Annotated in this window: 11 protein-coding genes; 9 read left to right on the top strand and 2 right to left on the bottom strand. The window is 62.6% G+C overall.

The window, feature by feature from the left end:
- The first annotated feature begins 113 nt into the window (after positions 1-113).
- The 9 genes from JNK74_01300 to purE all read left to right on the top strand — a co-directional run bounded on the left by JNK74_01300 (position 114) and on the right by purE (position 8,853).
- Entirely contained in the window at positions 114-323 is a 210-nt protein-coding gene (locus JNK74_01300) for an AbrB/MazE/SpoVT family DNA-binding domain-containing protein (GenBank protein ID MBL7644801.1), read from the top strand.
- On the top strand, positions 320-703 hold the full coding sequence (locus JNK74_01295; GenBank protein MBL7644800.1) for a type II toxin-antitoxin system VapC family toxin: 384 nt from the start codon (positions 320-322) through the stop codon (positions 701-703). Before JNK74_01300 ends, JNK74_01295 begins: the two co-directional genes overlap by 4 nt.
- A gap of 209 nt (positions 704-912) precedes the next feature.
- Positions 913-3,204 carry an acetylxylan esterase gene (locus JNK74_01290; protein MBL7644799.1) on the top strand — a complete coding sequence of 764 codons (2,292 nt, stop codon included), beginning with the start codon at positions 913-915 and terminating at the stop codon, positions 3,202-3,204.
- Between the two features lie 118 nt (positions 3,205-3,322).
- Positions 3,323-4,204 (top strand): metallophosphoesterase, encoded by an 882-nt coding sequence (locus JNK74_01285; protein MBL7644798.1) that lies wholly within the window; start codon positions 3,323-3,325, stop codon positions 4,202-4,204.
- Positions 4,205-4,260: 56 nt separating this feature from the next.
- Positions 4,261-4,656: a hypothetical protein gene (locus tag JNK74_01280; protein MBL7644797.1), complete on the top strand. Its 396-nt coding sequence runs from the start codon at positions 4,261-4,263 to the stop codon at positions 4,654-4,656.
- Entirely contained in the window at positions 4,653-5,837 is a 1,185-nt protein-coding gene (locus tag JNK74_01275) for a peptidyl-prolyl cis-trans isomerase (GenBank protein ID MBL7644796.1), read from the top strand. Before JNK74_01280 ends, JNK74_01275 begins: the two co-directional genes overlap by 4 nt.
- Positions 5,838-5,925: 88 nt before the next feature.
- Positions 5,926-7,809, top strand: a complete 1,884-nt coding sequence (locus JNK74_01270) for a M23 family metallopeptidase (GenBank protein ID MBL7644795.1) — start codon at positions 5,926-5,928, stop codon at positions 7,807-7,809.
- 76 nt (positions 7,810-7,885) lie between these two features.
- Positions 7,886-8,293 carry a hypothetical protein gene (locus tag JNK74_01265; GenBank protein ID MBL7644794.1) on the top strand — a complete coding sequence of 136 codons (408 nt, stop codon included), beginning with the start codon at positions 7,886-7,888 and terminating at the stop codon, positions 8,291-8,293.
- 56 nt (positions 8,294-8,349) lie between these two features.
- The gene (purE, locus tag JNK74_01260; GenBank protein MBL7644793.1) at positions 8,350-8,853 is read left to right on the top strand and encodes a 5-(carboxyamino)imidazole ribonucleotide mutase; all 504 of its coding nucleotides are present in this window, start codon (positions 8,350-8,352) and stop codon (positions 8,851-8,853) included.
- A 1-nt stretch (position 8,854) separates the two neighbouring features.
- Here purE and JNK74_01255 read toward each other — a convergent pair whose 3' ends face one another.
- Entirely contained in the window at positions 8,855-10,963 is a 2,109-nt protein-coding gene (locus tag JNK74_01255) for a GAF domain-containing protein (GenBank protein ID MBL7644792.1), read from the bottom strand.
- Positions 10,964-11,003: 40 nt separating this feature from the next.
- The gene (locus tag JNK74_01250) at positions 11,004-11,876 is read right to left on the bottom strand and encodes an HDOD domain-containing protein (GenBank protein MBL7644791.1); all 873 of its coding nucleotides are present in this window, start codon (positions 11,874-11,876) and stop codon (positions 11,004-11,006) included.
- Positions 11,877-11,953 lie beyond the last annotated feature (77 nt).

The raw sequence follows: 11,953 nt of genomic DNA, 5'->3' as shown, positions 1-11,953 counted from the left end.
GGTGAATCGCTATTCTACTCGAAGATGACGGCTTTCCAGAATGAAACATCAACAACAAATTCCCCGCGGAATCTGCTACCATTTACGAAAGTCCCAATCAACGGAGAATTCGTATGAGCACCGTGACCGTATCCCCCGAGTTCCAGATCGTGCTCCCGAAGGAAATTCGGGAACGTGCCGGCATTCAGCCCGGTCAGAAACTCGAAGTCTTCCGCATCGGCGACATTATCGAACTGGCCCCGGTGAAAGATATGAGGGCCATGCGCGGCAGTCTGCCTGGACTGGATACAAATGTCTTACGCGAGGATGGTGACCGCATATGAATCTGGTGGATTCGTGCGGATGGCTCGAATATTTCGCAGGCGGCACGAATGCGGATTTCTTCGCGACCGCGCTGGAAGCAGACGCCGAAACGCTGCTGGTGCCGACCCTCTGCCTCTTTGAGGTCTTTAAGAACGTCCTGGCACACGCTGGCCGGGAACAGGCCGTTGAAAAAGTCGCCGCCATGCGCCAGGGAACCATCATCCCCCTCGACGAGGCACTCGCGCTAGATGCCGCTCTTTTCAGTTACGAACTGAGACTCTCCATGGCCGACAGCATCATTCTTGCCACGGCCCGGCGTCACGGTGCCTTACTCTGGACGCAAGATGCCCACTTCAAGAGCGTCGAGGGCGTGCAATACCGATTGAAGCAATACACATGACGGCCGAAGGGCTTAGTCGGTTGATAGGGCGCTCGATAGGTGCGTTGGGCACAACAACCCTTTAACGTATCGGGCAAGATGTGGTAAGTCGGCTGCAATCGGGACCGAGTCGTCCGATGGCCCACGCCCACGACACTCCCACCTTGCAGCATCCTCGAAAATCCCTTATCATGGGCGCTTCATCTACCCTAACCGGAGAACGTGCCCCCATGAACGCCATTATCGCCACCGTGATCTGCCTGGCCGCCGCGCCCTTTTCCACCCACTGGTTCTATGCCGTGGACATCACCGATGCCCCCCTGAGCGTCGCGCCGGGCACTTACCAGGTCTGGGCCTGGGTACCCGCGAAGGCGGAAGCCCAGATCACCGTCAATGGCCAGACCTTGACTCTTCCCGCGAGCGACAACAACGCCAACTCCCGCTACAAGTCAACCTACCACTGGGCCAAGGCGGGGGAGGCGGCGTGCCCGGATGGCAAGGCCGCAGTTGTCCTCGGCGAGCATGTGGCCGGCGTCGCCCTTTCCACCGCGCCGGACTTTGACGCCAATAAAGTCTCCAACAACACCCGGGCGCTCAGCCTGCCCGAGGCCGTAATCGACGAGCGCGGACAGCATGCGCGCCACACCGACACCATCTTCACCATGCCCGAGTTTCACACGGTGGCGGAGTGGGAAGCCTATGCGGCAACCCTCCGCAAGCAGGTGGCCCTGTCGTCCGGCCTCTACCCCCTCCCCGAGAAGACTCCGCTGAATGCGGAGATCACCGGCAAGGTCACTCACGAGGACTACACCGTCGAAAAGGTGAAATTTGAGGCCTATCCCGGTTACTACGTCACGGGCAACCTCTACAAGCCCATCGGCGCGGGCCCCTTCCCCGGCATGGTCAACCCCCATGGTCACTGGGAAACGGGTCGCCTTGAAAACGTCGAACTGGGCTCCGTGCCCGGTCGCGCCATCACCCAGGCGCGCATGGGCATCGTGGCCTTCACCTACGACATGATCGGCTACAACGACAGCCAGCAATTCCCCCACAACTGGGGCACGGAAAAAGAGAAACTCTGGGGCATCCATGCCTTCGGCCTGCAGCTCTGGGGTTCGGTCCGCGCCGTGGACTTTCTCCAGACCCTGCCCGAGGTGATGCCGGATCGCATCGGCTGCACCGGCGCCTCCGGCGGCGGCACCCAGACTTTCGCTCTGACCGCCATCGATTCGCGCATTCAGGCTTCCGCCCCGGTGAACATGATCTCCTCGCGCATGCAAGGTGGCTGCAACTGTGAGAACGCGCCCATCCTGCGCCTGTCCAATTCCAACATGGAAATTGGCGCGCTCATGGCCCCCCGCCCCCTCCTGATGGTTTCCGCCACGGGAGACTGGACCCGGGAAACGCCCCGGGTGGAGTATCCGGCCATCAAGAGTATTTACGCGCTGTATGACGCCGAAGACCGCATCCAGAATGTCCACGTCACCGCCGATCACAATTACAACAAGGACAGCCGGGAGGCCATGTATCGCTTTATGGGCCGCTGGCTCCTGAACGAGCCCGGCTATGAAAACTACACCGAGCCCGCCTTCACGGTGGAGCCGAAAGAAGCCCTCCGCCTCTTCCCCGATGAGACCAAAGCGACCAAAGCGAATCAGGAAATTATCAATAGCCTTATCAAGTCCATCGGCGCGAAATGGGACAAGGAATTGAAGCAGGCCGAAAGCGACCCCGCGGGATTTGCCGCCGCCCACCGCGACGCCCTGGCCCAGGTGCTGGGCGCGAGCGTGCCCCAGGCCAATGACCTCGCCTGCGAGCGCACCCGCATGGAAGAGCGCGAGGGCTATGTGCAGGAAAACTGGATCCTCGGCCGCAAAGGCGCGGGCGATGCCATCCCCGCGCTGTTCTTCCGTGGCACCGGCACAAAGCCCCAGGATGCCGTCCTCCTCGTGAGCGGCGCGGGCAAGGCGTCCTTCGTCGATCCCACGACCGGCCAACCCGGCGCGCTGGTGGCCGGGCTTATCGCGGGGGGCAAGGCCGTGCTCTGCATCGACCCCTTCCTTACCGGCGAACAGCTCGGCGTCACGGCCCGGACCGAGCGCGTCCGCATCGGCACGTTCATGGACACCTTCCAGCCGACGGATACGGCCTACCGCATTCAGGACGTGATCACGGCCGCAGCCTTCCTCCGGGCTCGCCGCGATCTTTCCGATACCATTTCGGTGGCCGGTCTCGACGAAGCGGGCGTTTGGGCCCTCTTCGGCAGCGCCGTGGATGGTGGGCTCAAGACGACGTATGCCGACCTGAGCGGCTTCGACCCCAACAGCGATGACGCCTGGGTGGCTCAGTATTACATGCCGTGCATTCGCAGTATCGGCGACGTGCACACGGCCGCCGCGCTGATCGCGCCCCACGGGCTCTACATCGCCAAAGCGGGCGCAGTTCTCCCCGAGGGAATGTTCGGCGCCGTGGCCGTTGCCCCGGAAGGTGGCGATGCGGCGCTGCTGGGTTTGTTGAAGTGATGGGCCAATTTCTCAAGCTACGCCACCCCAACCCGTAAAAGACCGATAGGACGGATAGGACCGATCTAATCCATCCGTCCTATCCGTCAAATCTGTCCTATCGACTCGCTGCTCCCCCATGACCACACCCCGCGACACCCTCATCCACATCACCGATCTCCACTTCTGGGAGATCGTGAAGAATCCCTTTGCCCTGCTCAACAAGCGCTTCCTGGGCAACGTCAATGTCATCTACCGGCGCCGTCACGAATTCCATATGCCCCAGGCCGCCGTCTACGGCGCCCATCTGGCCAGTCTGGGCATCCGGGAATGCCTGATCGGGGGGGATTTCACCTCCACCGCCACCCACGGCGAATACCGCATGGGAAAGGAATTCGTGGAGAGCCTCGTACGCGGCGGAATGAACGTGCATCTCATGCCCGGCAACCACGACGTGTACACCTTCGAGTCCGTCCGCACCCGGCGCTTCCATCAGTACTTCGGCGCCTTCGCCCCCAGCGAGGGTTACCCCAGCCGCATCGATCTACCGGGCGGCACCCCGTTGATCCTGGCCCCGACGGTCTGTCCCAATCTGCTGTCCTCCGCCGGGCGCATCACTGATCACGAAATCGCGGCCACCCGCGTCCTGGTGGAAGCCTGCCCCGAAGGCCCCATCCTGGTATCGGGCCACTACCCCGTGCTGCACCGCACCGCCGGCTACACCAGTGGAAAATCCAGACAGTTGCGCAACGCCGATGCCCTTCGCCGGGCCCTCGGCGAGACGGGGCGAGACATCCTCTACATCGCCGGCCACGTGCATCGATTCAGTTACACCCGGGACGATCAATACCCCAATCTTCTCCATCTCACCACCGGCGCCTTCTTTCTCAAGCGGCCCGGGGACACCTGCCGGGGCGCGTTCAGCACCATTCGCACGGACGAATCGGGGTTCTCGGTGGCCTGGCACCGCTTTAACGCCGACTGGGAGACCGTGGACGCGGAAGCCCTGCCCCACTGCTGAGCGGATCCGGCCCGCGGGGTTTGCATGGCCTTTTTTGCAGGTGTTAGCATAGGGGGGTGCTAAAAAGGAAACCAAAGAATCCGACTCGCCCCAAGACGCGCCGCTGGTTTCCCCAGCAGGGGCAGAAATGGCTCAAGCTGGAACCGGCGCGGCTCGCACCCATTGGCGGGCTGTTTTTCGCCACGTGTACAATGATACTCTATCTCGTCCGGCTCTTGTTGGGCCATGAGATTGAACCGCAGACGATACTGATTGGCGTGGCCACCACCTTCCTCGTGAGTTATGCGGGTACCGGATTCTACGTCTGGTATCTCCTGCGCACGGCGGAAAACAAGCTGGACCATACCCCCGTCAAACCCGCCCACAGCCATGGGCTGGACCTGGGCGGCGGCCAGCACGACCACGCCCACAGCGACGGGCCCGAGCCCGCTGAATCCGAGGAACTTCCATGAAATGCCCTAATGCCCTCCGGGGAATCCTGTTGCCCGCCCTTGTACTGGCCGCCACCGCGGGCGCCCAGGCGCCCGACCTGTCCGCCATGGACACCGTGCAGCGCGCCCTGCCCGATGGTCCGGTCGCGCTTGTGGACGGCAAGCCCGTCACGCGCGAGGACTTCATGTTTCTTTACCAGAGCCAGCTCGCACGCTTGGAATTCGCCGCCGATGGCAAGGAAATCCCGGATGATGTGCGCGTTAAGGCCGGCATCAACACCATCGCGGAGTTGATCCAGCGCGAGATCGTCAGCCAGTACGGCGAGCGCAAGCAGTTGAAGGTTACTCAGGCCGAGATCGACGAAGCCTACGCCAAGCAGATGAAGCTCCTCATCAAGGAGTTTACCGCGCCCACCCACACCCCCACGGAGGCGGAAATCCTGGAGCGCTCCGGCCAGTCCAAAGAAGACGCCATGCGCGACATCTACAAGGCCCTCATGGTGGAAAAAGCCACCAAGGCCCTGGCCGAGGAAAAGAAGGTCGAAGTTACGGACAAGGAAGCCAAAGAGTTTTACGATCGCAACACCGAACGCTTCCAGCGCCCCGACACCATCCACCTGAAACAGATCTATGCCCGCCCCGGTGAAAACCCCGCCACGGCGGACGAAAAGGCCTGGGCGGCCGCGGAAAAGAAGATCATGGACGCGGAGGCCCGCTTCAAGGTCGGCGAGAGCTTCGAAGGCGTGGCCAAGGCCGTTTCCGATGGCAAGGACAAGGACAACGGCGGCGATATGGGCCCGCGTCCCGCACAAGCCCTGCCGCCGGTGTACGTGGAAAAAGCCAAGACCATGAAGGTGGGCGATACCACCCCCCCCTTCAAGAGTGAGCACGGCTGGCATATCATCCGCCTCGTGGCCCGTGAAGGCTCCGCGAACGTTCCCTTTGAAGAAGCCAAGGAATTCATCAAGAACCGCCTTATCCTCGTGAAGCGCGATGCCGCCGTGGGCGAATATTGCCAGCCCATTATGGGTGATGAAGAGCGGGTCCAGATCTTCCTCCAGCTTCGCGCTCCGGAAGAGAACGCCCCCGCGGAAAAGGCCGCGGCAAGCGCACCGGCCGAGCCCGCAAAGAAGGCGGAGACCAAGAAGGCCGAAGAGAAGAAGCCCGAAGAGAAGAAAAAGAAAAAGAAAAAAGACGAATAGGCTGAACGGTGAGCATCCATCGGACGGATCGGTCAAATCGGACTGATCCGTCCGATTTTTTCTTGAAGCCTGAACCGAGGTATACCCCATGATCCATGCCCTTCTCCTGCTCCTCGCCGCCGCGGCTCCGGCGGAATCCGGCTATGTGTGGCCACTCAAACTGGAGCCCGCCCTCACCTCCAGCTTCGCGGAATACCGCCCCGGTCGCTTTCACGCGGGTATCGATCTGCGCACCGGCGGCATTGGCCGCGAAGTCTTCGCCGCGGGTGATGGCTACATAAGCCGGGTACGCTGCTCCCCCTATGGCTATGGCAAGGCCGTCTATCTCCAACTGGCCGATGGAAACTCCGCCATTTACGCCCACCTCTCGGGCTACTATCCCGCCCTGGCCGACTTCGTCCGCGCGGAACAGCACCGCGCGAAAAACTACACCATCGACGTTACGCTGCGCCCCGGTCAATTCCCCATTCAGCGCGGCCAGCTCATTGCCCTCAGCGGCCAGACGGGCATCGGCGCGCCACACCTGCACTATGAACTGCGCAACGCGTCGGAAGAGCCCATCAACCCCCGCCTGCTGGGCGTGGAGTGGCCCGATTCGACGCCGCCCCAGATTCGAAAGATTGTCGTCGCGCCCAGGGGCATGGACGGTCGCGTGAACGGCGACGTGCTCCCCGTCGTGCTCGACGTCGTCCGAAATGAGCAGGGCCAATTTCGCACCGCGTCCGTCGACCTCTCCGGATTCGTCGGCTTCGGCGCGGATGTCCTCGATCCCGGCGCGGGCGGCTACAACCTGGGCATCCACCAGTTGCGTCTGCTGGTGGCGGGCCAGGAAGCCTTCCGCATGCGGCATGATCTCATGAGCTATACCGACCACAAGAACGCGGCTGTCTCCTACCACCCCCAGATGCGCGAAGATGGGCGATTCCTGGTCCTCTGGCGCTGGCCCGGCAACCGCTGCGACAGTTACAGCCATAGTCCGAATGACGGTTGGGTCGCCGCGCCGGACACGGCTGCGGAATTCATCGTCGAGGCTTCGGACTTCCTCGGCAACAACGTCGAGGTCACCATACCCGTACGTCCCGGTCGGGACGTCGCCGCGAAGGCCGCGGGGCAGGGTGTGGAGCTCAGCCCGCTGGGTCCGGACCTCCTCGTCAGTGCCCGATTCGCCCAAGCCGACGCGGAGTCCCCCACCCTTCTGGTCAACGGTAGCGAAGGCCCGGCCTTTTCCGCCATGAACGAGCACGTGTACCGGGCGCTCTTTGCTCCCCAGACAGGTGGCCTTTACACCCTCGAAGTTCGACACCCGGGCCTGGAGGTTGCCCCGCGCGACGTAGCCGTTTGGGTCCAGGGGGCGCCGGAAAGAACCATTGCGCTGGGCGATCTCCAGATCACCGCTGGACCGAAGGCCCCCTATGGTCGATTGATGTTGCGGGCCTGGACTTTGGACAATCCGCCTGACCACCCCATGCCGGCCCGCAGCGCCGCCTGGGAAGTCTGGCCGGACAGCGCTCCCCTCTTCGAGGACGCCACGGTTTCTTTTCCCCTCGATCCGGGAGTTACACCGGCCAAAAACATCCATATCTATCGCCGAAAAGGCAACGGATGGAGCCGTGAAGACACCTCCATCAAGGGCGGGCGCGCCACGTTCAAGATGGACGCGCCCGGCGTCTTCATGGCGATGGAAGACCATGAAGCGCCGGGCTTCGCCAATGTCAGCCCCATGGAAGGCTACGCGACCCAGACCCGGCGCCCCGAAATCCGCGCGAACGTGTCGGATAAGGGCAGCGGTATCGCCGATTTTTCCATGCACTGCGGCACGCAATGGCTCCTCACGGCCTACGACCCCGAACACGACGAAATCCGCTGGGAACAGGATGAAGACCTGCCGAGCGGCCCCCAGACCGTGACCCTCACGGTGACGGATGAGGCGGGCAATTCGAGAAATTACGAACGGAAGCTGGTGCTGCCGTGAGCCGCGCCCGACTCGACGCGGCGTGCCTCCATCGGGTAAGATCTCCGCTTTCCATCGGCAACAGGATCTCCGGGCAATGAGCAATACCCCCAAGAAAATATACCTTTGTGGCCCCATTATGGATGTCACCAGCGACGAGAGCACGGACTGGCGCAGCCGCGCCAAGGAAAAACTTTCGGGGAAATTTGTGGTTCTCGACCCCATGCGCCGCAATTTCCGTGACCGCGAAATCGATAGCGCGAATGAAATTGTCGACTTTGACCTCCAGGACGTGCGCGACGCGGACATCTTGCTCGTAAATTACGGCAAGGCCTCCATCGGCACCTCCATGGAAGTTTTCTACGCATCCCATGATCTGGGCAAGTTCGTCATCGCCTTCAGTCCCTACGCCTACCAGGACATGTCGCCCTGGATGGTGAAGCACTGCACGAAGATTCTGCCGAATGTACATGAGGCCCTGACCTACATCGACCGACACTTCTGATTCGCGCCGGGACCGGCACCGTCAGGAAACAGGCCAAATTCCAAAGGAACAAGAACATGAGTGAAAATTCCACGCCCCTCGTGGGCATCGTGATGGGCAGCCAGTCCGACTGGGACGTGATGGTGCGCGCCCACGACATCCTGAATGAACTGGGCATTGCCCATGAATGCCGGGTCCTCTCCGCGCACCGCACGCCGGACGACCTCGTGGAATGGCTTAAGGACATCGAAGCGCGCGGGGCCGAAGTGTTCATCGCCGGCGCCGGCGTCGCGGCCGCCCTTCCCGGCGTGGTCGCCGCCTACTCGACCCGGCCCGTCCTGGGCGTGCCGGTGGACAGCGGCCCCCTCAAGGGCCAGGATGCCCTCCTGGCCATCGTCCAGATGCCCCCCGGAATCCCCGTGGGCACCCTGGCCATCGGCAAAGCCGGCGCCACGAACGCCGGGCTTCTGGCCGCCGCCATCCTGGCCAACAAGTACCCCGAACTGACCGGAAAGATCGCGGCTTACCGCAAAGCGCAGGCCGACAAGGTTCGCAGCGCGAAAGTTCCCCCGGAGGCCTGAGCTAGCGGCGGCGGCTGAGCGCGTCTTTGACAATCTCCGACATGGTGGCGATGAGGTACGGCTTCTTGAGCATGCCCGTAGGGCGCAGGTGCTCGGGCAGACCATCGGATTCGAAATACGCCATGCCCGTCGAATAGACGATGGGCATGCCCGGATCGAGTTCCCGGATCTGCTGGAGCACGGTCTCGCCGCCCATGTCGGGCATTTGAAGATCGAGAATCACCAGCCCGATCGTGTCGCGGTGCTCCTTGAAGGTGTCGAGGCCCTCTTTGCCGTCCTTCGCCGTGATGGCCTGGTACCCCAGCCGCTTCAAAATGGCCGCACCAAGGTTGCGCACCAGCGCCTCGTCATCCACCAGCAACACACACGCGGGCCCCTCGGACTCCGAGGCCCTATCGGCGTCGTCTTGAGCGGTCACCTCGACCGGGCAGGCCGGCAGGTAGATGCTGAAGGTCGTACCCCTGCGGGGCGTGCTCTGTACATCGAGCCAGCCGCGATGATGCCTCACGATCCGGTAAGCGGTTGACAGGCCGAGCCCGGTGCCCTTGCCCTGAGCCTTGGTGGTGAAAAAGGGTTCGTAGATCCGCGCCAGCACTTCCGGCGTCATCCCGATGCCGTTGTCGGCCACGTAAATGCGCACAAAGTCCCCCGCAAGCGACTGGCCCCAGGGCCCGGCGGTGTGCTCGTCCAGATGGATATTTTCCACCCCCATCTTCAGGGTCCAGTCCGAAACGGCGCCCTCGGGCCCGCGCTGCTCCAACGCGTCGCGGGCGTTCATCCCCAGGTTGATCAAGACCTGGCACAGTTGCCCGCCGTCCGCGCAAACGGTCGATACCGACGGGGGAATGGCCACCTCCATGACGATCCGGGGATCCAGCGAACTGCGCAGCATGCCCGCGGCCTCCTCGAGTACGCCCGCCGGATTCAGGGGAATTTGCTCGCCCTCTCGGGTCCCCGCGCGGCCAAAATTGATCATCTTGCTCACGATATCCGCGCCGCGTATGCTCGCGGTGCGGGCCCGCGCAATAAGATCCGCCGACTCATCTCCGGAATTGGATACGAGGGCCAGATCCAGATTGCCCACGATTCCCGTAAGCAGGCTGTTCAAATCGTGTACGATCCCGCTCGCCAACTGGCCCATCGTGTGAATGCGCTGGGCATGAAGCAGACGGGACGCCGCGGGGCTCGACGGCCAGCGCCCGTTCAACGCCCCGGTCGAATCTTCCCGAACCGACACGATCCACCCGCCATCGGGCACGTCCAACTGGACGGGGATTGCATACTCGATGAGCCGCCGCTCCGCTCCGTCCGGTCCGACAAACCCGTAGGTATAGCTTTCGCTCGGCAGCCCTTTCTCCAGCGACGCGCGATACGCGCCATAGTCGGCCCGGTCCCGCTCCGCCACAAAATCGGCCCAGCGATGCCCGTCGCCGACCCACTCGGAAGCGCTCATCCCGGTCAGCGCCCCGCAGTTGTCGCTGATGCGCCGGACCCGGCCCTCCCGATCCAGCAACAGCAGCAATCCGGCGCCGTCGCCTTCATGCGCGGTCGCCGCATGAAGTGTGCGCCCCAGGATCCGCCCAATACGCGAGGCCACCAGCACCATCGCCCGCTCCCGATCCACACTGAAAAAATCCGGACGCCCCTGGCTCAAATTGATGACCCCCAGGGTCTCGCCCTGATCCACCAGGGGAAAGCACATGAGCGAGCGTATATGCACTGGACTGTCGGGGAGGCGCAGAAAATTTGGATCCGCAAGCGTGTCGTTGATGCGAACATGAATACCGGTGGCCGCCACCTGGCCGGCGATTCCTTCGCTCAGGGCGAAGCGCTTGCCCTTCCACACGTCGGAGTCCAGCGAGAAACCCTGGACGGAATAGCGTGTGGCCACGGCCCGCAATTCAAGATAGCTACCCTCCCGGTCGAGCAGCATGATGGAGCAATACTCGGCGATACCCTCCAGCGCGATCAGCGCTACCAGACGCGCGCAAGCGTCCGCCGTGGAAAGCCGTTCGCCTTCCAGCGCCTCTATTTGACTCAAGAGCCCGAAATCCCGCACGAGGGCCTCGTAGCGTTCCGTCATTTGCATGAGTGCGGCATTTGCGTTCATCTGGCCTGTTTCCAACATGTCCCGTTACCCCGGCCTCCCGTCAAGCCTGCTGAAAGAGCCCCAGCAGGGTGCGCGCATCGTCTTTCATGATCGCAAGCGTCTCGCAGATCTCCTCGATCTGGGACATCTCCAGCCCGAGCGCGCCGATCCGGTCAAAGTTCAGAGTCGGTTCTGTGGTCTCTCCCGCGTGACCAAAGCCCGACTGGCGCGCCATGTCGCTGGCGATCGAAACGATCAGGACCTCCTTCTGAAAGGGCCCCGTGTACCATTCCGCCGTATAGGCGTGCTGGATCGCCGACACGATCAGTGCGGGAAAGCCCCACTGCTGCATCAGCCAGCCTCCCACCTCCGCATGATCCGTCTGGAGCAGGCGCTGCTCCATCACCCGGAGGTCGCAGCGCTCTTCCCCGGCGCGCCGGAGAACTTCCCCATACTCATCCCCGAGTGAAATGGAAAGCATCAACTTCCCCAGGTCGTGGAGCAGCCCGCCCGTGAAGCACGCCTCCGGCATGGAAATCTGGCGCGTGCTGAAGGCCACCAGTTGGGCCGCCTTCGCACTGCCCAGGGCGTGCATCCAGAAATCGTTGGGATCCAGGCAATGCTGCGGGCAGCGCGAGAAACTCTGGAGCACCGTCGTCGCCAGGGTCAACTGTTTCACCGCCTCAAAGCCCACGGTAACCACCGCGCGGTGAATACTATCGATCTGAAAGCGCGACCCGAAAAACGCCGAATTTGCCAGCCGCAGCACCCGCGCCGTGATGACCGGGTCCGACGACAAAATCGCCGTGATGTCATCGGCGGAGGAATGTTCGTCTTCCAATACATCCAATACCCGGATCATGATCTCGGGCAAAGTCGGAACTTCGCCATGGGTCTGAATGCGCTTAAGCGCATTGCTCTGGGTGAGTGTCATTCCCTCTACTCCCTGCCCTGAAACCGTACGAGCCGTGTCCACGCCCCAATCCCGAGGCGGGTGGATCTACATAGACT

This window comes from Candidatus Hydrogenedentota bacterium (assembly GCA_016791475.1).
Taxonomy (GTDB): Bacteria; Hydrogenedentota; Hydrogenedentia; order Hydrogenedentales; family JAEUWI01; genus JAEUWI01.
The sequence above is the reverse complement of the archived record's forward strand: the minus strand, read 5'-3'. Positions and strand labels throughout refer to the sequence as shown.

What these genes read in the sequence shown, in the direction of transcription:
- JNK74_01300 (MBL7644801.1), top strand. Translation starts at nt 114, where the DNA reads ATGAGCACCGTGACCGTATCCCCCGAGTTCCAGATCGTGCTCCCGAAG.
- JNK74_01295 (MBL7644800.1), top strand. Translation starts at nt 320, where the DNA reads ATGAATCTGGTGGATTCGTGCGGATGGCTCGAATATTTCGCAGGCGGC.
- JNK74_01290 (MBL7644799.1), top strand. Translation starts at nt 913, where the DNA reads ATGAACGCCATTATCGCCACCGTGATCTGCCTGGCCGCCGCGCCCTTT.
- JNK74_01285 (MBL7644798.1), top strand. Translation starts at nt 3,323, where the DNA reads ATGACCACACCCCGCGACACCCTCATCCACATCACCGATCTCCACTTC.
- JNK74_01275 (MBL7644796.1), top strand. Translation starts at nt 4,653, where the DNA reads ATGAAATGCCCTAATGCCCTCCGGGGAATCCTGTTGCCCGCCCTTGTA.
- JNK74_01270 (MBL7644795.1), top strand. Translation starts at nt 5,926, where the DNA reads ATGATCCATGCCCTTCTCCTGCTCCTCGCCGCCGCGGCTCCGGCGGAA.
- JNK74_01265 (MBL7644794.1), top strand. Translation starts at nt 7,886, where the DNA reads ATGAGCAATACCCCCAAGAAAATATACCTTTGTGGCCCCATTATGGAT.
- purE (MBL7644793.1), top strand. Translation starts at nt 8,350, where the DNA reads ATGAGTGAAAATTCCACGCCCCTCGTGGGCATCGTGATGGGCAGCCAG.
- JNK74_01255 (MBL7644792.1), bottom strand. Translation starts at nt 10,963, where the DNA reads ATGAACGCAAATGCCGCACTCATGCAAATGACGGAACGCTACGAGGCC.
- JNK74_01250 (MBL7644791.1), bottom strand. Translation starts at nt 11,876, where the DNA reads ATGACACTCACCCAGAGCAATGCGCTTAAGCGCATTCAGACCCATGGC.